The organism is Flavobacterium mesophilum (assembly GCF_039581405.1).
Classification (GTDB): domain Bacteria; phylum Bacteroidota; class Bacteroidia; order Flavobacteriales; family Flavobacteriaceae; genus Flavobacterium.
This window is the reverse complement of sequence record NZ_JBCPXZ010000003.1, coordinates 305,176-326,482: the sequence shown is the minus strand read 5'-3', so window position 1 is coordinate 326,482 and position 21,307 is coordinate 305,176. Positions and strand designations below refer to the sequence as shown.

At 34.0% G+C, this 21,307-nt stretch carries 19 protein-coding genes; 2 read left to right on the top strand and 17 right to left on the bottom strand.

Going from position 1 to position 21,307, the window contains the following annotated elements; translation table 11 throughout:
* Positions 1–85 precede the first annotated feature (85 nt).
* The 4 genes from AAYQ19_RS10340 to AAYQ19_RS10325 all read right to left on the bottom strand — a co-directional run bounded on the left by AAYQ19_RS10340 (position 86) and on the right by AAYQ19_RS10325 (position 3,883).
* Positions 86–1,042, bottom strand: a complete 957-nt coding sequence (locus AAYQ19_RS10340) for a geranylgeranylglycerol-phosphate geranylgeranyltransferase (RefSeq protein ID WP_343536145.1) — start codon at positions 1,040–1,042, stop codon at positions 86–88.
* A 60-nt stretch (positions 1,043–1,102) separates the two neighbouring features.
* Positions 1,103–1,693 (bottom strand): DUF502 domain-containing protein, encoded by a 591-nt coding sequence (locus AAYQ19_RS10335; RefSeq protein WP_343536144.1) that lies wholly within the window; start codon positions 1,691–1,693, stop codon positions 1,103–1,105.
* A gap of 64 nt (positions 1,694–1,757) precedes the next feature.
* Positions 1,758–2,696: a mevalonate kinase family protein gene (locus AAYQ19_RS10330; protein ID WP_343536143.1), complete on the bottom strand. Its 939-nt coding sequence runs from the start codon at positions 2,694–2,696 to the stop codon at positions 1,758–1,760.
* A gap of 95 nt (positions 2,697–2,791) precedes the next feature.
* The gene (locus tag AAYQ19_RS10325) at positions 2,792–3,883 is read right to left on the bottom strand and encodes a diphosphomevalonate decarboxylase (protein ID WP_343536142.1); all 1,092 of its coding nucleotides are present in this window, start codon (positions 3,881–3,883) and stop codon (positions 2,792–2,794) included.
* A 142-nt stretch (positions 3,884–4,025) separates the two neighbouring features.
* Between AAYQ19_RS10325 and AAYQ19_RS10320 the strand changes: the two genes are divergently transcribed.
* Together AAYQ19_RS10320 and AAYQ19_RS10315 are read left to right on the top strand one after the other, a co-directional pair.
* Positions 4,026–4,502 carry a TspO/MBR family protein gene (locus tag AAYQ19_RS10320; RefSeq protein ID WP_343536141.1) on the top strand — a complete coding sequence of 159 codons (477 nt, stop codon included), beginning with the start codon at positions 4,026–4,028 and terminating at the stop codon, positions 4,500–4,502.
* Between the two features lie 57 nt (positions 4,503–4,559).
* Positions 4,560–5,540 carry a tetratricopeptide repeat protein gene (locus AAYQ19_RS10315; RefSeq protein ID WP_343536140.1) on the top strand — a complete coding sequence of 327 codons (981 nt, stop codon included), beginning with the start codon at positions 4,560–4,562 and terminating at the stop codon, positions 5,538–5,540.
* On the opposite strand, the gene AAYQ19_RS10310 is transcribed toward AAYQ19_RS10315, so the two are convergent.
* The 13 genes from AAYQ19_RS10310 to mdxK all read right to left on the bottom strand — a co-directional run bounded on the left by AAYQ19_RS10310 (position 5,524) and on the right by mdxK (position 21,262).
* Positions 5,524–6,231, bottom strand: a complete 708-nt coding sequence (locus AAYQ19_RS10310) for a BamP family beta-assembly machinery protein (protein WP_343536139.1) — start codon at positions 6,229–6,231, stop codon at positions 5,524–5,526. The two genes, AAYQ19_RS10315 and AAYQ19_RS10310, sit on opposite strands and share 17 nt — an antisense overlap.
* A 6-nt stretch (positions 6,232–6,237) precedes the next feature.
* A complete protein-coding gene (locus tag AAYQ19_RS10305) occupies positions 6,238–6,990 on the bottom strand; it encodes a BamP family beta-assembly machinery protein (RefSeq protein WP_343536138.1) in 753 nt (250 codons plus the stop codon).
* Positions 6,991–7,000: 10 nt separating this feature from the next.
* Positions 7,001–7,717, bottom strand: coding sequence for a BamP family beta-assembly machinery protein (locus AAYQ19_RS10300; RefSeq protein WP_343536134.1), 717 nt, complete (start codon positions 7,715–7,717; stop codon positions 7,001–7,003).
* Between the two features lie 73 nt (positions 7,718–7,790).
* The gene (locus AAYQ19_RS10295) at positions 7,791–8,465 is read right to left on the bottom strand and encodes an MBL fold metallo-hydrolase (protein ID WP_343536133.1); all 675 of its coding nucleotides are present in this window, start codon (positions 8,463–8,465) and stop codon (positions 7,791–7,793) included.
* 60 nt (positions 8,466–8,525) lie between these two features.
* Entirely contained in the window at positions 8,526–9,098 is a 573-nt protein-coding gene (locus tag AAYQ19_RS10290; protein WP_343536132.1) for a Crp/Fnr family transcriptional regulator, read from the bottom strand.
* Between the two features lie 2 nt (positions 9,099–9,100).
* Positions 9,101–9,748 carry an HAD family hydrolase gene (locus AAYQ19_RS10285; protein WP_343536131.1) on the bottom strand — a complete coding sequence of 216 codons (648 nt, stop codon included), beginning with the start codon at positions 9,746–9,748 and terminating at the stop codon, positions 9,101–9,103.
* Positions 9,749–9,754: 6 nt separating this feature from the next.
* Positions 9,755–10,963, bottom strand: a complete 1,209-nt coding sequence (locus AAYQ19_RS10280) for a BaiN/RdsA family NAD(P)/FAD-dependent oxidoreductase (RefSeq protein WP_343536130.1) — start codon at positions 10,961–10,963, stop codon at positions 9,755–9,757.
* On the bottom strand, positions 10,960–11,637 hold the full coding sequence (locus AAYQ19_RS10275; RefSeq protein WP_343536129.1) for a glycerophosphodiester phosphodiesterase: 678 nt from the start codon (positions 11,635–11,637) through the stop codon (positions 10,960–10,962). Before AAYQ19_RS10275 ends, AAYQ19_RS10280 begins: the two co-directional genes overlap by 4 nt.
* 181 nt (positions 11,638–11,818) lie before the next feature.
* Entirely contained in the window at positions 11,819–13,483 is a 1,665-nt protein-coding gene (locus AAYQ19_RS10270) for an alpha-amylase family glycosyl hydrolase (protein ID WP_343536128.1), read from the bottom strand.
* A gap of 262 nt (positions 13,484–13,745) precedes the next feature.
* A complete protein-coding gene (locus AAYQ19_RS10265) occupies positions 13,746–15,617 on the bottom strand; it encodes a glycoside hydrolase family 13 protein (protein ID WP_343536126.1) in 1,872 nt (623 codons plus the stop codon).
* Between the two features lie 115 nt (positions 15,618–15,732).
* The gene (locus tag AAYQ19_RS10260; RefSeq protein ID WP_343536125.1) at positions 15,733–16,578 is read right to left on the bottom strand and encodes a hypothetical protein; all 846 of its coding nucleotides are present in this window, start codon (positions 16,576–16,578) and stop codon (positions 15,733–15,735) included.
* A 237-nt stretch (positions 16,579–16,815) separates the two neighbouring features.
* On the bottom strand, positions 16,816–18,930 hold the full coding sequence (locus tag AAYQ19_RS10255; RefSeq protein WP_343536124.1) for a glycoside hydrolase family 97 protein: 2,115 nt from the start codon (positions 18,928–18,930) through the stop codon (positions 16,816–16,818).
* A 28-nt stretch (positions 18,931–18,958) separates the two neighbouring features.
* Positions 18,959–21,262 carry a maltose phosphorylase MdxK gene (gene mdxK, locus AAYQ19_RS10250; protein WP_343536123.1) on the bottom strand — a complete coding sequence of 768 codons (2,304 nt, stop codon included), beginning with the start codon at positions 21,260–21,262 and terminating at the stop codon, positions 18,959–18,961.
* Positions 21,263–21,307: the final 45 nt, after the last annotated feature.

Here is a 21,307-nt window from a genome sequence, read left to right as displayed (position 1 = left end):
GCTGTTTCGCAGAGTTTCAGAAAAATTATAAAAGATTTTCAAATTTTAAATCAGCGCAATCTGCCAAATCTGCGAGAGAGAAAAATTAGTAATTAGAAATCAATTCGCGCCCGTGCCACAAAACACTCGGATTGATCAAAACAATGCAGAAAACGCCAGAAACGATCAAGAATTTCAAAACATTATGAAGCATTAAAAATTGTTCTTTAGAATTTGATTTCCACAAATAAAGAAGGAAAAACAACAAAACCGCAAAACAGATATAAAAGTAAATATCCATATAGCCAACATCATAAACATTGACTAAAATATAAACCGGAATAATGGTCAAAAGCGTCAAAAGCGTTATAATTTGTTTTGAAGTTTTTTCGCTATAAAGTATCGGAATCGTTCTGTAATCATTTGCCAAATCGCCTTTCAAGTTTTCTAAATCCTTGATCATCTCTCGAATCAAAAGCAATAAAAACAAGAAAACCGCATGTGCCGAAATGACCATAAAATGACTCATATGATTTTCAATTTCTTCAAACGAAATCGAATTGTAGAAATACAATAATATCGCAAAAAATGGGATTACTGCCATAAGCGCAGCGGTCAGATTTCCAATAAATGGATATTTTTTTATTTTATGCGAATAAAACCAAATCAGGAAAATGTAAGCAGAAAAAAATAAAAACGCACGCCAAGAAACAATTGAAGCCATTAAAACCGCCAAAAAATTCAAGCTGAAATAAACGGATAATTTTGTTTTCTGACTAACCAAACGATCCAGCATCGACTTGTTAGGCCTATTGATTAAATCTTTCTGACTGTCGTAAAAGTTGTTGATGATATATCCCGAAGCAATTGTAATTGCCGAAGCAAAAACAATCAGAAATAAATAAAAATCCAAGATAATGTCAAGTGCTCTTTTCTCTGGAGCCAAAATAAATATCGCCGACAGATACTGCGCAATAACGATAATAGGGATGTTATAACCGCGTACCACAGAAAACAAACTAACAATTTTCATTACTATAAGTTTGTGCTGTCTGCTTAACATAAATTACAATTGTGATGGATTAGATTGTGGAAGTTAAAGTATATTTTTTTATTCTAAAATTTACAGTTTGTTTTTTAACAATTCTTTAGAACCATAGCCGAGTTTTCGAATACATGCCAAAGCTTGTTTTTGAGTAATCTCAATTTCTCTAATGTCTTTTTTTTCTACAATAACCACAGAACCACTCCAAGGATTTGGTGCATCTGGAATAAAAACAGTAAAAGAGTTGTCGTTTATTTGCTCAATCAAAAAGGCAAATTGCCAACCAGCATCAGTAGGAACCATAATTACTTTTAAATCTTCATTAGATTCAAAACCCATTATGCTTTCGTTCATGTTTTTCATAAATGCATAACCCGGAACAAAACTCAGAATATTGTCTTCAATTTTCTGAACCAAGTTTTTTGCATAAACTGTTTTTGCTAATAATCCTGCGATGAAGCAAATAAGAACAATTATAGTAACGCCAATAATTTCCTGAAGTGCAAATCCCATAAATTTTACCCGAGGCAAACTGTTGACAATGGGATCTGTAATTTTTTGAACAATATGATATCCTTTTTCTAAAAGCACCAATAATAAAATCAGAGGTGCCAAAAATAGAATTCCGCCTAAAAAAGTTGCTTTGATGATCTTTAAAATACTTTTCATATTCAGTAACTTTTAGAGGTTAAATTTCAGGAAAGTCTATTCAAATAATTGTCGTTTTAGGAAATTAAAATTGATATACTACTTCTAATTTGTAGTCTTTCAAAGAAGCTTTTGCACGTTCTAGGTCTTCGGTGAAACCAAGAATATAACCGCCACCGCCAGAACCGCAAAGTTTTAGGTAATAGTCATTGGTGTCAATTCCGTGTTGCCAAATTCCGTGAAATTGTTCTGGAATCATTGGTTTAAAATGATTTAAAACAACTTTCGAGAGTTTTTTGGTATTGGTAAACAACGATTTCATATCGCCATGCAAGAAGTTTTCTACGCAAGCGTCAGTATATTTAACAAACTGATTTTTAAGCATAGCACGGAAACCTTTATCTTTTAGGTTTTCCATAAAAATGCTAACCATTGGAGCAGTTTCACCAACGATTCCTGAATCTAACAAGAATACGGCGCCTTTTCCATCAAAACTTTGAGTCGGAATACCGGTTGCTTCAATATTGTCTTTAGAATTAATCAAAATCGGAATACTCAAATAACTGTTCAATGGATCCAAACCAGAACTTTTCCCGTGGAAAAAGCTTTCCATTTGAGAAAATATATTTTTAAGCTGTAATAGTTTTTCGCGTGTCAAATTCTCTAAAACCGTGATTTTGTTTGTAGCATATTTGTCATAAATAGCTGCAACAAGTGCACCGCTGCTTCCAACACCATATCCTTGTGGAATACTAGAATCGAAATACATTCCGGTTTCAACATCATTTTTTAAAGTTACTAAATCGAAAGTAACCAATTCTGGTTGCTGTGTGTGTAACACTTCAAGATAAGAAGCAAAACTTCTTAAGCTTCTGTTTGATGCAATCGCTTCAGCCGAAGGTTCTTCGGATTTCTTCAATGCACCGTTGTAAAAGTTATAAGGAATAGAAAGTCCTTTAGAGTCGCGGATAATTCCGTATTCTCCAAAGAGTAATATTTTTGAGTAAAATAGGGGTCCTTTCATGATTTATTTTATGTCTTTCTTTATTTTTATTTGGGGCTTGAATGATTCTAATTTTTAATTTTCGAATCTTAAATTTTAATTAAAGATACGGAAAATTACAATGCAATTGCACCGCTTCCAATTTTGTCGCAAATGTACTGACCATTCTGACAAAAAACAACTAATTCACCCTGAATAAATTGTAATACTTCTTCGCTAACGTTTTCAGGATAAAGTACATGAACATTTGCTCCAGCATCAAGCGTAAAACATACTGGAATTTGGGTTTCATTTCTGAATTTCCAAATCGCATTAATGATTTGCAGCGTATTTGGTTTCATCAAAATATAATACGGCATCGAAGTCATCATCATGGCATGCAAAGTCAAGGCTTCGCTTTCTACAATTTTGATGAATTCGTCTAAATTTCCACTTTCAAAAATGGCAATTAATTTATCTAGATTTTCATGCGCTTGCGCAAAACGTCTTTCAGCGTACGGATGATTGTGCATTAAATCATGTCCAACCGTGCTTGAAACCTGTTTTTCGCCTTTGTCAACTAATAAAATCGTGTCTTGGTAATTCTTGAAATTTTCGTGAATGGCATAAGGAAATTCAACTCCAAATAAATCCGTACTTCCTTCGATATTAGCTTGATTTCCCCAAACTACTACATTTCCTTTTACACTTCGGCACGCACTTCCAGAACCCAATCGAGCCAAAAATGATGCTTTCTGATAGAAATAATCGTCGGTCATTTCAGGATTCAATTTTCTTTCTAAGCTCATAAAATTCATTGCCAAAGCGGCCATTCCAGAAGCAGAAGAAGCAATTCCTGAACTATGCGGAAAAGTATTTTGGGTATCGATTGTAAAATGATAGTCTTTCAAAAACGGCAAATAAACTTCAACTCTTTCTAAAAACTTCTGAATTTTCGGTTTGAAATCTTCTTTTGGTTTTCCTTCAAAAAGCAAATCAAAAGAAAAATAATTCGTTAAAGCCGAAGTATCTTTTTTAGAAAAAGCTAATTTCGTAATCGTTTTACAATTGTTAAGCGTAAAACTTACTGATGGGTTTGCTGGAATCTGGTTGGCTTTTTTCCCCCAGTATTTTACCAATGCAATGTTGCTTGGAGCGCTCCATTCAAAGTTTCCGTTTTCGATTGTTGAAGTATATGGATTTGGAATAAAATCAGTTGCTGTAAACATGAAATAAAATTTTGGCAAAGATAACTTTTTCACCATATAAGTCATATAAGAAATTATAAGTTGGGTTTGCTAAAATGAACTTACGCTACTTATGTGGTTTAAATTTTTCTTTTGATTATTTTTGACTACAAAATATGATAAAATGAATAAGTTCGTAAAAATTGCTATAGCTTTAGTAATCTGTTTAACAGTAGGGTATTCTGCAAGTTTGGTTACAAGGCCAAGCATAGAGACTTGGTATGTAATGCTTCAAAAACCAGTTTTTAATCCGCCGAACTGGATTTTTATGCCGGTTTGGTCGTTGCTTTATATTTTAATGGCAGTTGCCGCAGGATTAGTCTGGGACAAACTAAAAGAGAATTCTGAGGAAATAAAAAAAGCATTGCTTTTCTTCATTATTCAATTGATTTTAAATTCAATTTGGTCGTATATATTCTTCGGATTAAAAAATCCGATGTTGGCTTTAATCGAAATTATTCTTTTATGGTTGTTGATTTATGAGACGTATTTGAAATTCATCAAAATCAATAAAACTGCCGGTTATTTATTGATTCCGTATTTGGCTTGGGTAGCTTTTGCGACGGTTTTAAATGCTAGTATTTGGTGGTTGAATAAATAGTTTTTTGTTTCAAGTTTAAGGTTTTCTTTGTTTCAAGTTTAATCAATCGTTTGCTCTATGAATAGATTTAAGTTTTTTCTAGTTGTTTTGGTTTTAATTTCATTTAAGACTTTTGCTTGTTTGAATGGCGAAACTAAGATTCTTAAAAATGGAGAATATGTTTATATCGATTACAGAGGATTAGTACCGCACGGGCATCATTTTGCTATCAATGATTTTCCTAAAGTTATAAAACAACTTGACAGCGCATATACAAAGACTAAAGACATTGATTATTTGTCTGACAAAGGTTACCTCTTGATTGTTCAAAAGAAATATGCAGAAGCCTTAAACTTGTATTTGAATATTGAAAAAATTAGCCCGAACAGATACTCAACAGCTTCTAATTTAGGAACGCTTTATGAATTGATAGGCGAAAATCAAAAAGCATATACTTGGATTAAAAAATCTATTGGAATTAATCCTGAATCTCATAATGGTTCTGAATGGCTTCATTTGAAAATATTAGAAGCAAAAATCAAGAATTTAAATGATGTTTCGGGACAGTTTTTAATAAATACAGATTTTGGGAGTTCAGGCGTACCTCAAACTAATTTATCAAAAGAGGAAGTTGATAAATTAGCGAAAGCTGTTTATTTTCAAGTAAATGAGAGAATATCATTTATTGAGCCTAAGGATAAAATTATTTCGATTCTGCTTTTTGAACTCGGAAATCTTGTGGAGTTGATAGGAGAACATGAAAACGCTCTTCGCATTTTTAAGAGTGCAAGAATTTATGGTTATAATAAGGATATTCTCTTTGAAAGGGTAATTAACAGTGCTCGAACTGATAATGTTTATTTTCGTGAAAGAGCTGTAAAATATGGTTCTCAACTTCGAGCTTTAAGAGAAAGTAAAGGAAACATATATTCTAATTATATCTCTCAAATAGAAACAACTATTGTTATTCTTTCAGGAATAATAATAGTTTTATTAATTTTCTCAATCGTAGTTTTCTTAAAATGGAAAAAGCTTAAGAATATTACTTCAGCTTCTTAAATTCTTCATTTTTAGTATAAAGAAAATCCATAACTGCCAAAACATTTGGGTTTTCCAGAAGCGTTTTCGATTTCGGATCTGACTCGCAAAAATCAATAAAAAGTTCCTTTTCTTCGGGTTTCAGTTTTAAATTGTTGATGAAAAAATCGGGTGGGCAATAAGCAAGTGCTAATTTCTTAAAACGATCGTCGTCAAGTTCCATTTTTTTCTTCGGCTTACCTTTTAAAGGGAATGAAACTCGAAGTGCTTCTCTAATTGTATTATCACTAACTCCTGTATTCCAGAATAAATTTTTGGCATTTTTATCGATTAAAATAGCTGCGGTAGCATCAGCATCAACCTTGACTTTATCAAATTCGACCTTCGTTATTACAACTTCCTTCAATTCTTCAGGTTTTAGAACCGTATTCACGATTATAGTATTCTGATTAATATTTTCCTCAGAAATTTTTAACCTTGAGAAAAAAGAATCTTTATAGAAAAAAATAAGACTGTCCTGTGCCTTTACCAAAATTGAAAATTCTCCCAATTCATTTGTTTTAGTGCTGATTTTAGTGGTCTTATTAATTACTTCCACTTTGCTCAGTGGCGTATTCTGCGAAAGAACTTTTCCGTGTACTAATTTTTCGGTTTGAGAAATACTAAGCTGATAGGTGAAAAAAGAAATTGTGGTAAGTAGTTTTGCTTTCATCAAACTTTAGTTTTTAATTTCGTTTTTTAGCTTCTTAAATACATCGTTTTTAGTATACAAAAATTCCATAGTGGCTAGGATATTTGGATTTTCTAAGAGTATATCAGATTTTGGATCGGCTTCACAGAATTGAAGGAAAAGCTCTTTTTCATCCGGATTTAATTTTAAATCTTTGATAAAAAAATCTTCAGGACAGGTTGTTGCAATTAACTTTCTGAAATCAATTTTTGGAAGTTCTTTTCTTGACTCTTCTTTGCCTTTTTTGAACAAGTTGTAAACTTCTTTGCCAAGACGGATGAAATCTGCATCTAAAGGCGTTCCTTTTGCTTCATTAAAACCTTGAATTTTTAAACCTTCTTTTGTTTTATGTGAATTTAGTTTGAGTTCGTTTAGATCTTCTTTACTCAGTGAAATTGAGGTAGTTTTTTTGTCTAAAATCACCACTTCATTTAATTCTTCCGCTTTCGGAATCATATTTACAACAAGGTTATTAGTTTCGATTTCCTTTGCTGTAATTTTTAATCGTGTGAATAAATAATCTTTTGCAAAAAACAATAAACTGTCCTGCGCTTTTACAGCAATAGAAAATTCTCCCGAAGCATTTGTTGTCGTGCTTGTTTTGGCCGTTTTATTTATAACTTCAACGTTTCGCAAAAGTAGATTTTGAGAAATGACTTTCCCGTGAAGCATTTTTTCGGTTTGAGAAATACTGATTTGATAAGTGAAAAAAGAAATTGTAGTAAGTAATTTTACTTTCATTTAGTCGATTTTAGTTTTTGCTTTCAGCATTTAGTTTTTGAAACTCTTTGTTTTTAGTGTGCAAAAAATCCATGGTGTAGAGTAGATTTTTTTGTTTTACAAGAATTTTAGCTTTAGGATCGGCATCACAAAATTGTAGAAACAAATCTTTCTCTTCTGGATTTAATTTTAAATCATTTGTGAAGAAATCGAGCGGAACCGTTGCTTCTGCAAGCTTTTTAAAATCTAATTCTTTGAATTTTTCTTCAGCTTTTTTATGCTTTTTTCGAAATAAGCTGAAAATGGCCATCAAATCGACTCCACCTGCTATCGTTCCATCGTAAACGCCAGTTGATAGCGGAGGTCTTGGGACTATAATTGAGTTTTCGTCGGCTGGACCAACTTTAGGAAAAGTAATTTTGCTAAGAACCACTTCGTCAAGTTCTTCAGGCTTTAAAACCATATTGACCGTAATATTGTTTTGATCAATAGTTTCTTGCCAAACTTTTAATCTTTTAAAGTAATAATCTTTAGAGAAAAATAGTAAACTGTCTTTTGGCCGAACCAAGATAGAAAATTCTCCGAGCTCGTTTGTACGTGTACTCGTTTTGGCAGTTTTATTAATTACTTCTACTTTATCAAGTGGAACATTCTGCGATAGCACTTTTCCCTGAAGTAATTTTTCGGTTTGAGAAATGCTGAGTTGATAGGTGAAAATAGAAATTGTGGTAAGTAATTTTACTCTCATACAGGATTAATTAGTTGAGAGTAAAATTATTAGAATAGTCTTAATGAAAACTTACAGATTCTGTAAATTCTTGTTAATTAAATAGGGTCGAGTTGCTGAATTTCTGCAATTCGCCATTATTAAATAGAACAGGACCATGGCCAAAGCACAATATTTTCGGCTGTAACGAAGCTAATTTTAGAATCGATTTTCTATTTGTTTCTTGGTTTGTAGTAAATAAATGTGGTGGTTCGTGAAGACCGACTTTTGTAGTCAATAAATTCATATTGGTCATAACATCGCCTACAATTAAAACGCCATCTTTTTCTCTAAAAAAAGACAAATGACCTCTTGAATGTCCAGGAGTTTCAATAACCGTAAAACCGCCAATTTGATCTCCTTCTTTTAAAGTTTGAGAAACCGAATGTCCTTTTCCTGCCCAGAAATTCTTCTGAAATTTTGAAATAATATGATTCGGATTTGGGTATTCTGTAATTACGTTCCCGTTTTCGGCGAATTCTTTTTCAGGTTCGCTGCATAAAAGAGGAATGTTCAACGTTTCACAGATTATTTTACTGCTTCCTTGATGATCGGCGTGCGCGTGCGTGAGCGCGTGTTGGGTAACCGATTTGTCTTTTATTGACTTTAATATTTTATTGGCAGAACTTCTAATTCCGGCATCAATTAAAACATCTTCGATCAAATAGCAATTGATGGCGTTGCGAGGAAACAGTGGAATTTGGTAAACGTCTTTGGCGATATTCTTCATCTTTACAAATTTTATTTTGACAAAGATTCGAATTCGGTTTTTCAATCCACTTGATAAATGTTAAGAAATATCCTGACGGATTCTGCTCAACGATTCTGGAGTAATTCCGAGAAAAGATGCAATATAAATTAAAGGTGTCCGCTGAATGATTTTGGCTGGAGCCGAAGCTAAAAAAGTCTGGTATTTTTCTTTAGCGGGAATCATTTGAAGTTTTAAAACGCGATCGGCCATGCAAAGGTAATTCTGTTCCGCTAAAATTCTCCCGATACGTTCCCAATTCGGGATTTCGTGATACAGAAACTGCATTTTTTCGAAAGTAATCGAAAGCACTTCGCAATCTTCAATACATTGAATATTTTCAAAAGATTGGGTTTGATTGATAAAACTGGAATAGGAAGCGATAAAACCTTCATCACAACTTAAATAGGTCGTAATTTCTTTTCCATCTTTTAAATAATAAACTCTCGCCAATCCGTTAAGGATGAAAAAAATCTTCTTGCTGATTTTTCCCATTTCCGAAAGATATTCTTTAGCTTTAAACTCTTCATATTCAAAACAAGAAGCGATTGCCTCAATTTCATTTTCAGGAAAAGAAGCAATCGCTGTGATTTGTTTTTGTAATGAAAGATGCATTTTTATAGAATCTCAATCAATTCTGAAGCCGTATTGACAACCATTTTCGCACCGCTGTTTTTCAATTCTTCTTCAGTTCTATAACCCCAAGTAACGCCAACTGGAAACATATTGGCATTTACAGCCGTCTGCATATCGATATCAGAATCGCCAACAAAAAGGATTTCTTCAGGTTTTAGATTCCATTTTTTACCAATTTCTAAAGCTTCAAACGGATTTGGTTTTTTTAGTGCTTCTGTGCTTAAACCAACCGCTTGATCAAAATGATTTGGGAATATTTCTGATGCTATTTTCTTTGTCAATTCATCGGCTTTGTTGGAGAAAACCGCCATTTTGATGTTTTGCGAAGTCAGGTTTTCTAACAACTCGACAATTCCATCATAAGGTTTGGTTTTGAGTGTGCAGATTTCACGATATTCGTTAATCATTCGATCAAAACAAATTTCGATTTGTTCGTCTGAATTGTCGGTTGCCGGAAGTGCTTTGCTTACTAAATTTCGCAAGCCACTTCCAATAAAATATTGATAGGTTTCGTAAGTGTGCGTTGGGAAATTTAGACCTTGAAGCACTTTGTTCATAGCATCTGAAATGTCTTCTAATGAATTGACCAAAGTTCCGTCTAAATCGAAAATAATTCCTTTAAATTTCATTTTGTATTAAATATTTTGAGCCAGAATAAACCCGCTTGTCCAGGCATTCTGAAAATTAAACCCTCCTGTTATGGCATCGATATTGACAATTTCACCAGCAAAATAAAGGTTTTCATGAATTTTGCTTTCCATTGTTTTAAAGTTAATTTCTTTTAAATCGATTCCGCCAGCAGTTACAAATTCCTCCTTAAAAGTACTTTTTCCGTTGACTTTAAATTCGGCTTTTGTTAATTGTGAAGTTAGATTTTGCAATTGGTTTCTAGATAAATCTGCCCATTTCGTTTCTGCATCAATTCCCGAAGCCAAAACCAAACTTTCCCATAAACGATTCGGAAAATCAAAAGGTGATTTTTTAGAAACTGCTTTTTTAGCATGTTCCTGTTTTAATTCTTTTAGGATTTTTTCAGCATCTTCAAAATCAACATCATTTAACCAATTCACAAAAATCGTAAACTGATAATTTTTATCATGCAGAATACGCGCTCCCCAAGCCGAAAGTTTCAAAATCGCTGGTCCGCTCATTCCCCAATGCGTGATTAACAAAGGTCCTGTCGATTCCAATTTGGTGTCTTTTACGTTTACGGTAACTTGTGCAGCAACTCCCGGTAATTCTTTAATTCGCGGATCTTTGATGTTAAAAGTAAATAGGGAAGGGACAGGACTTACAATAGCGTGACCGTGTTCTTGAAGCATTTCCCAGATTTTAGGATTGCTTCCAGTTGCCATGACTAATTTTTCTGTAGCATAATTATCGGTTTGCGTATCAATTTTCCAATGATTTTCTTTTTTGAAAATGGATTGAACGCTTTGTCCTGTCAATACTTTAATGCCTAATTTTTCGGTTGCTTTTAGAAAACAATCGATTATAGTTTGTGAAGAATTGGAAACAGGAAACATTCTTCCGTCTTCTTCGATTTTTAATTCGACACCGTGTTTTTCAAACCATTCAATCGTATCTCCGGAACAGAATTGATGAAACGGCCCCCGAAGTTCTTTTTCGCCGCGAGGATAAAACTTCACTAATTCGTTGGGCTCAAAACAAGCGTGTGTAACGTTGCATCGTCCGCCACCAGAAACGCGGACTTTAGAAAGAACTTCTTTTCCTCTCTCTAAAATGGCGATTTTCAGTTTCGGGTTTTTCTCAGCAATATTAATTGCAGTAAAAAAACCAGCAGCGCCTCCGCCAACGATGATGATGTCGAAATTTTTAATCATATTTTATCTGGATTATCAGAGATAATTCCGTTTGCTTTATAACTTTTTACTTTTTGAATGTCTTCGTCCGAGTTTACTGTCCAAGGGAAAACTAAAAATCCTTTTTCCTGAATTTGCTGAACATTTTCTTTATTCAATAACTGAAAATCGGGATGAATTGCTTTTGCTTTTATTGATTCGGCGAAAGCCAAGGCGTCTTCAATATTTTCTTCTGTTAAAACTCCAATTGGAATGTTTGGATTTAAACTTGAAGTTTCCTGAAGCATATTCCAATCGAAACTTGAAATTATAAAATTATTGTAATTCCATTTTTTTTCTGAAATATATTCCTCAATTAACCGGACAACTTTAGGAGCAGTTCCTAAACCTTTTAATTCAATATTGATCAGACATTTTTTGTCTACCAAATCAAAAACCTCGTTTAGAGTTGGAATTTGGTATTTTTCATCAATCAGAAATGATTTTATTTCAGATAATGAAAAAGTATTTATCAAACCTTTTCCATTAGTTGTCCTGTCTATAGTTTCGTCATGAATTACGATAATATGTCCGTCGGAACTTAAGTGAACATCAAGTTCAATTCCGTCTGAATGCAAGTCTAAGGCTTTTTGAAAAGCTTGAAGTGTATTTTCAGGTTCGTATGCTTTTGCACCTCGATGAGCTATTTTTAGCATTTTCTGCGTTTTTTTCTAACCGCAAAGGTCGCAAAGTTTTACGCAAAGGTCGCAAGGAATTTAAAAAATAAATAGCCACGAATTCACGAATTTTTATTTTCAAAGATTGTCAAAAAATAATTCGTGAATTCGTGGCTAAAAAACCTTTGCGTGCTTTGCGTAAACCTTTGTGTCTTTGCGGTTAAATTTTTTCTAATAAAACAATTCCAAATTCGCTGTCAATAATCACTTTTCCATCAACAACTTCTGTTACTTGATTGGAAAAACCATCTCGTAATTTAGTTCCGTTTTCGAAAAGAGAATACACAGAAAGTTCCTTACGACCTTCAGGTAAATCTAAACCAATTAATACTTTGTCTGCAAACAATCCTTTAGAATACGTTCTTGAAAATAAATACGGCTGACTGCTTAATTGCGTATGAACGCCCGCGCCAACCGCAGGATGATTTCGTCTAAACTGACCTAATTTTTGCCAGTGTGAAAGCATTTTCTGCGTATCAGGATTGTTTTGGATATCATCCCAATTCATATTCGAACGTAAAGTTGCATCACCTTGAGTTCCTTCAACAACCAAAGAACGATTCGATTCGTCTCCGTAATAAACTTGTGACATTCCTGGTGAAAGCAAGAGTTTTGTTCCTGCTTCAAAACCTTTTACACGATTGGCGTCAAAAGGTTGTCCGTCGTCGTGAGAAGACATATAATTAAGGACAGAATAGCCTTTTAAGTCGTTATTCAAATGATTCGAATATTTCGAAAATAAAGTTTCATAATCGCTTTGACCGGCATTCCATTTAAACTCAAAATTGATCATGCTGTTGAAACCATTTTGGAAGTAATTGACTTTTCGATCTCCAAAATCATAATCTTGTCCACCGCTGATTCCGTAACCGTAAACTTCAGCGATTGTATAAAATGGGTTTTGATCTAAAACTTGCATCGGGTGATGTTTTTTCCAAGTTTCAAACGCGTAGTCACATTCTTTTTTGAAATCGGCCCAAACATCTTCATTAGTATGTTTTACGGTATCGGCGCGGTAACCGTCAATTCCGAATTCTGTGATATAATCGGTCAACCATTTTATGATGTAATATTTGGGTGTTTTTGGATAACCGGTTCTTTTGAAAAACTCATTCAAAGAAGCGATTTCCTTTTCGTAACGCCCTTCTTTTTTCCATTTTTCGATTAAAAAAGGAGGAAGTTGCACTTCTTGATTGCTTTCGGTTCGCACATCTGGAAGATTATCCACCAAAGTACACATTGTAGTATTGTCAAATGATTTGTAATCGCACACAACACCAGTTCGAACCCAGTCAGAAGGCCAAATTGGATCTTCGGGAGTTACGGGGCCTGTATGGTTGATTACGCCGTCTAGAATTATTCGGATACCTTTTTCGTGTGCTTTTTTTACCAATTTGGCTAAATCTTCTTTTGTTCCAAAGTTCGGATCAAGGGCTGTCCAGTCTTTTGCCCAATAACCATGAAAGCCATAACTCAATCCTGTTCCTTCATCAACGCCATCATGAATTTGTTCTACAATCGGCGTAAGCCAAATGGCATTGATTCCTAATTTTTCAAAATATCCTGATTCGATTTTTTTAGTGATTCCGATAATATCTCCGCCTTCAAATCCGCGCAGTTTTCCAGGTGTTTTAGTTCGGTTGAAATTTAAATCGTTTGATTTGTCGCCATTGTAAAAACGGTCTGTAAGTAAAAAATAAACATTTGCTCCTTCCCAAACGAAAGGTGTTTTCGAAGTATTCTCGTTATTCATTGTAACTGATTTTGAGCCAGAACAACCCATTATGAATACTAAAGATAAAAAAAGGAAAGTGTATTTTTTCATTATTTAGGAATTAATTATTAAAAAAAATAGCCACGAATTCACGAATTATTTTTTGACAATCTTTGAGTGTGAAAAATCGTGAATTTGTGGCGGAAAATTTTTAAACACATAGAGTCATAGGCTTTACTTTGTCTTTAAAAGATTTAAATAAATGATTTCAATCATTAACACATAGTTTGAATATTACAACTATGTTTATTTAAACAAGTGAAACGCCTTTATTGAGTTTTAAAATCTATGTTTCTATGTGTTTAAATAAAATTTATTCCAATTCTAAAATCAGAGCTGATTTTGGTTCTAAAGTAATTTCAGAAGCTAAATCAAATGTTTTTCCTGTGATAACATCTTTTCCTGATTTAAAGTTTTTGATATTTTCTTTGAAACGGTTTGTTTTTACAACTTGTTCTTTTGCATTGTTATTGAAAACTACCATTACCGTTTTTGCATCGTTATATCTGAAATAAACATAAGTATTGTTTTCCGGGATATAATGCGTCATTTTTCCAGTATGAATCACTTCGTTTGATTTTCTCCAGTTGAATAATTTCGAACTGAAATCAAAGAAAGAAGCTTGTTGAGCCGTTCTTCCTGCTGCAGTAAAAGCATTGTTTTTATCGCCAGCCCATCCGCCTGGAAAATCCTGACGAATATCGGCATCGCCTTTGCCTTTGTCTCCACCCATTCCAATTTCAGTTCCATAATATACCTGTGGAATTCCGCGAATAGTTGCAATCAAAGTCATTACCATTTTGTATTTCGTCAAATCATATTTATACACTTCGTTGATACGATTTGTATCGTGATTTTCAGCAAAAACTAAGATGTTGTTGGTATTTGGATATAAATAATCCATTGCAAAATTGTTGTAGAATTTAATCAATCCGCTGTCCCAGTTTGGAGTATCTTCACTAAAAACAGAACCAATTTGGTCTTGCAAAGTAAAGTCCATTACACTCGGAAGATTTGAATTATAATTTTCAATCGCTCCAATTTTACTGTCTTTTTGCCAATAAGCCAAACTCGCCTGATTGTGCATCCAGATTTCTCCAACAATATTGAAATTCGGATATTCGTTCGTAATCGATTTTGCCCAATTTGCCATAGCAGTTGGATCAGAATAGTTGTAAGTATCCACGCGGAATCCGTCAAGATTTGCAAATTCAATCCACCAAATGGCATTTTGAGTTAAGTATTTTGCAACAAGAGGATTTTTTAAATTCAAATCAGGCATTGAAGGCACGAACCAGCCATCAATACAAATTTCCTGATCTAATTTTGAAGCGTGTGTATCTGGAATTACTTCACGTCTATGGTGTGTTTGTGTGAAACTTTCGAATTGGTTGAACCAAGTTTTGGTCGGAATATCTTTCATCATCCAGTGCGTAATTCCCCAGTGATTAGTTACATAATCCATAACCAATTTCATGTTCTTTTTGTGCATTTCTGCAGATAAACGAGCATAATCGTCATTCGTTCCGTAACGAGGATCAATTCTGTAAACATCAGATTGTCCGTAAGTATGATATGAATGTTGCTTGTCGTTGTCTTCGCATAAAGGCGTGCTCCAGATTGTAGTGGCTCCAAGAGACGAAATATAATCTAAGTTTTTGATGATTCCTTCGATATCACCGCCGTGACGCCCGCCTGGTTCTGCGCGATTTCCTTTTTCAGTCAAAACAGGATCACTGTCGTTTTTCGGATTTCCGTTCGCAAAACGATCCGGCATGATTAAATAAATCAAATCAGATGAATCGTAGCTTTTTCTGTTGGCAGAATTCGCTCTTCTTTCTTTCAAAGCATATTTTTGAGTAAAAGCCACTTTGTTTTTCAATTTAAATGAAAAAGTTAGTTCAGAAGCTTTAACATCTTTTGTATCGATAGTTACGAAAAGGTAATTTGGGTTTTCCGTTTTTTCGACGTTTTTAATCGCAACATTATTTGAAACCGAAGCTTCATATTGCGAAATGTTTTTTCCGTAGAACATAATCTGAAGTTCCGGATTGTTCATTCCGGCATACCAGAAAGGTGGTTCTATTTTTTGGATTTGCGCTTTCGCGGAAGCGGAAAACAATAAAACCACTAGAAGTAATTTATAAAAAGAATGATTTAAGAAATTCGTTTTAAGGTTTTTCATAGTTTATTTTTTTTGATTTAATAAATAGCAATTCTTACCAGATTTTTGAAGCCTTAATGAAGAATTGATTTGAGAGAAACGACTATTTTTTGAAAAACCTTTTTGTGAAATTTTTTTAGTCACATGGAATTCCAAATAAATCTAAGCCATCTCCCCAGTATACTTTTATAGGTTTATCTTTTTTTACAATATATATCGCTCTTCCTGGGAAATCACATTTTGATTTTTGCGGATATTTTCCCCATAGAAAATCATCATTATATGTAAAATAATAATCTCCAATATTTGCGAATACCTTGGTTTTTATTTCGTCTTTGTAATCATAATTTTTGCTTTCCTTTTCATTGTATTCGCGTATTTTTCTCTCAATATCCGAATAGTTGTTTTGATAGTTTATTTTAAGCAATTGTTTTGAACAAAAAATTGGATTGCCATTTTTAGCTGTATCAAAATTTTGAATTGGAAAAGCAATAATATTTGTGCGACACTCATCAAGTCCGCAAACGACATTGTTTATGTTCATTTTCGAAAATCCTTTCGTGCCATAAACATAATAGCTGTTATCGACTATTTTTTTGATCTCACTTTCTAATGCTTTGTTTCTTATGAGTTTGTAACTTCCTAAAGTGTCAAAATATTCAAAATTTCTAGCTTTTGTTGTGTCTGTTTCTAAAACATTATACAAAGAATCTTTTGCATTGATCTGATTGAATATTTTATCAAACGGATTGGCATTATTGGAATTTGAGTCATCTAGATTCACAACAATTGCTATCGTTGTTTTTGATAAATTATAAACCGAAAATAGTTTTTTGTCTATATCAGGATTCTCTAAAGAATCTATTTTTGTATTTTGACTGTTTGTTTTAGTAATCTGCTCTTTTCGCTGATTACATGAAATCAGTAAAATTGTGAAAAGAATAACGGCAATATTTCTCATTTTATTAATTTGTTTTTTCATAGAATTTCGGTCGTCGAAATTTTGAACAAATGTAATTAAAAAGACAAATAAATAAGTTTTTTCTTTCTTTTTTAAACCGTAAAAATTTTTTTAGTTGAAAATGTATTTTATTTGATACGTTATAGTAGTAAAATAGAATTTAGACCATATAAGAAATGCAAGAACAATTAAGAAAAAAACTGGGGAGATTTTAATTTTAAATGAACTTACATTTTCTTATATCGCTAATTAAATTATTTATTTAGTTTCAATAACACTTATCGCATATCCTCCTCCAGGAGCAGAAAACTGAGATAATTTAGATTTGTTTGTTACAGCAATTTTCTTGATCGTATAAGCTTGCGGATTTGTTTTGTAATGCGCATCTTTTGCATCAGCATAAATTGTTGCTGTATATTTTTTACCTTTTTCAAGGAAACTGAAATCGATGTTTGAAGTACGAGGCGTTTCTCCGTTTACGTTTCCGATAAACCAGTTGTTTGTTCCTTTTGCTTTACGAGCCACAGTAATGAAATCTCCAGGTTCAGCCTCGATATATTTACTTTCTGACCAATCTACAGCCACATCTTTAATGAATTGGAATGCATCAGGAAAACGGTTGTAGTTTTCTGGAGTATCAGCTGCCATTTGTAATGGACTGTACATCGTTACATATAAAGCTAATTGATTACAGATTGTACTGTTTACATGTGATTTGTTATCAGGATTCATTTTGCTGATATCCATTTCGAAGATTCCAGGCGTATAATCCATTGGGCCACCAATTAATCTTGTAAAAGGTAAAACCGTTACGTGATTTGGTTTAGAACCACCAAACGCTTGGTATTCTGTTCCTCTTGCAGCTTCGTTTCCAATTAAGTTAGGATACGTTCTTGCGATTCCTGTTGGGCGAACTGCTTCGTGCGCGTTCACCATGATTTTGTAATCAGCCGCTTTTTCAATTGCGTATTGATAGTGATTTACAATCCATTGATCGTAATGATTTTCACCACGAGGTAAAATATCTCCAACGTAACCGCTTTTTACAGCATCATATCCGTTGTCTTTCATGAATTTGTACGCAGCATCCATGTGACGCTCGTAGTTACGCGTAGAACCAGAAGTTTCATGGTGCATGATGATTTTTACACCTTTAGATTTTGCATATTCGTGAAGTCCTTTTACATCAAAATCTGGGTAAGGAGTCAAGAAATCAAAAACATAATCTTTTGAATGTCCGAACCAATCTTCCCAACCTACATTCCATCCTTCAACCAAAACAGCATCAAAACCATTTGCAGCAGCGAAATCAATGTATTTTTTTACGTTAGCATTGTTTGCTCCGTGAGTACCGCTTGGTTTTGCTTTTGAGAAATCAGAAACTCCCAATTGAACTGTTGGGAAATCATTTGTGTAAGACCAAGAGCTTTTTCCTGTGATCATTTCCCACCAAACACCAACATATTTTACTGGTTTGATCCAAGAAGTATCGTCAATTTTTGATGGATCGTTTAAGTTATAAGTCATTTTTGAAGCCAAGATTTCTCTAGCATCATCACTAACCATAATGGTTCTCCAAGGCGAATGACTTGGCGCTTGCATATACCCTTTATCACCTTTTGCATCTGGAGTCAACCAAGATTCGAAAACTAAGTTTTTATCATCTAAATTCAAGTGCATACAAGAATAGTTGATCAAAGCCGCTTCGTGCAAGTTAATGTAGATTCCGTCAGCCGTTTTTAACATTAAAGAAGTCTGCACTCCTGTTGGTGAAAAAGATTTTTGAGAAACGTTTGCAGTGTATGCTTTTTGAGATAGACCTCTAATTTCAGACAATTTAGATTTTGTATAATCGTATTCTTGAGTATCGTAATCTCCAGGGATCCAGAAAGCAGTGTGATCGCCAGTCATTGCAAATTGCGATCTTTCTTCTTTGATTACGAAGTAAGTAAGATTCTTTTGCGCTGGGAATTCGTAACGGAAACCTAAACCATCTTCAAACAAACGAAAACGGATAATGATTTGTCTGTCTGTGCTTTTTTGGTTTAAAGTTACTGCTAACTCATTATAATGATTTCTGATGTGATCAACTTCTCCCCAAACTGGTTTCCAAGTTTCATCAAAAGTTGAAGTTTTTGTGTCAACAACAGTAAAGTCGTTCAATAAAGATTTTTTATCATCTTTAAGTTCAAGACCTAATTTACTGGTTTTTACAACTTCTTTATTTTTATATTTTAAATTGTAAGTTGGAGTTCCGTCGCTTTGAAGCGAAAATTCCATTACGAACTTTCCTTCGGGAGATTTTAATTGCTGCGCCTTAGCAATCGTGCTAACCGCAAACAAAACTAAACTTGCGAAAAATAAATTTTTCATGTTTTTTAGAGTTTTAGTGTATTGTAATTTAATTTATTTGTACAAATTTACTTGCAATTACAGGATTTCCATTAACTACAATTGTTAAATCTTGATCGCCGTCTACGGTAAAAGTGGTTTCGTTGTGATTTACAGTAACTTTCAAAATTTGGTTTCTGAAATTGATTTTAAACGAATATCCTTCCCATTCTTTTGGAATTTTTGGTGAGAAATGAAGTTGGTCGTTTTTCACACGCATTCCTCCGAAGCCTTCCACGATACTCATCCATGTACCTGCCATTGACGTGATATGACAACCTTCTTCCACTTCTTTGTTATAATCGTCCAAATCCAAACGAGAAGTCCTTAAATAAAATGTATAAGCCATATCCATTTTATCTAAAACTGCAGCCTGAATCGAGTGTACGCAAGGCGAAAGCGAACTTTCGTGTACTGTAAATGATTCGTAGAATTCGAAATTGCGTTTCAATTCTTCTTTCGAAAAATGATCTTCGAAGAAATAGAAACCTTGTAAAACATCGGCTTGTTTGATGTATGGCGAACGTAACACACGATCCCAAGACCATTTTTGGTTGATTGGACGCTGTGATTTATCTAAATCTTTAACAGGAACTAATTCCTTGTCTAAGAAACCGTCTTGTTGCAAGTAAATTCCAAGTTCTTCAGAAACTGGGAAGTACATATTGTCAGCTACTTTTTTCCATTCCTGAATTTCTGCTGGTGAAAGAGCAACTTTTTCCATCACTCTTTTGTGATCTGCAGGATATTCTGAAGCTACTTTTTCAATTTGTTCCGAAGCAAAATCAATACACCATTTTGCAATATAATTCGTGTAGAAGTTATTGTTGATGTTGTTTTCGTATTCGTTTGGACCAGTAACTCCAAGAATTACATATTGATTTTTGTCTTTTGAGAAAGAAGCTCTCTGATGCCAGAAACGCGCAATTCCGATTAAAACTTCTAAACCTTTTTCAGGAATATAAGAGTAATCTCCCGTGTAACGGTAATAATTGTAAATTGCAAAAGCAATCGCTCCATTTCTGTGAATTTCTTCGTGCGTGATTTCCCACTCGTTGTGACATTCTTCACCATTCATGGTCACCATTGGATACAAAGCTGCACCGTTTTTGAAACCTAAATTATCTTTCGCGTTTTCAATCGCTTTGTCCAATTGATTGTAACGGTACGTCAATAAGTTTCTCGCAACCTGCTGATCTTTTGTAGCCATGTAAAACGGAATGCAATACGCCTCAGTGTCCCAATAAGTAGATCCGCCGTATTTTTCTCCGGTAAATCCTTTTGGACCAATATTTAATCGGCTGTCTTTTCCTGAATACGTTTGGTTCAATTGGAAGATATTGAAACGAATTCCTTGTTGTGCCTTAACATCACCTTCAATAGTAATATCTGACATTTCCCAAACTTTTGCCCAAGCATCGATTTGGTTTTGAAGCAAAGTGTTGTAGCCTAGCGCCACAGCAGATTTAATTACTTTTTCTGCTCCGGCCAAAGTATTTTCGTGGTTTAAAGAAACCGTATAACCTCCAATTTTTTGGATCGTTGAGGTTTGTCCTTTTGCGATAATAGTTCCGTAAGTGTACTGAACTTTATCAGTTGTTGAATCGATTGTCGACGGAGAAACATTGATGTTTTCGCCATTTGCCAAAATCGTATTGTGCATGAAAGTCGTAACTTTAAAATGCGTTTTGAAAGTCTGAGCGGTTACAAAAGCTTCGTTCGTACCTTTTTTAACTTCAAGAGGTTCCCAGAATTTTTCTTCCCAGTTGGCATCTTCATTCGTTACACCCGCATCGATGTACGGTTTGTAAACGATTTTTGCATCTTTATTTAAAGGCGTAATATCGTATTTGATCACTCCGGCTTCGTCTAAATCTAAAGAAAGAAAACGACGGATGTTTACCGCGATTTCAGTTCCGTTTTTTAGAACAGCTTCAAAAGAACGGTTGTACCATCCTTCTTTCATATTCAATTCTCTGCGGAAATTTCTAACTTCGGTACAATTGTGTAAATCAAGGTTTTCTTCGTTGATTTCGATATCAATTCCAATCCAGTTTGGGGCATTCAAAACTTTGGCGAAATATTTCGGATAACCGTTTTTCCACCAGCCCACTTTTGTTTTGTCTGGATAATAAATACCTGCAATGTAACTTCCTTGGAAAGTTTCGCCAGAATATTTTTCTTCAAAATTCGCACGCTGTCCCATAGCACCGTTCCCGATACTAAAGAGACTTTCAGACGATTTTACTCTTTCGACATCAAATCCTTCTTCTATTATGGACCAATTGTCTGGTTTTATATAATCTTGATTCATCTTTTAAATTAGATAATTCGGCAATTTGGTAATTAGATAATTGCC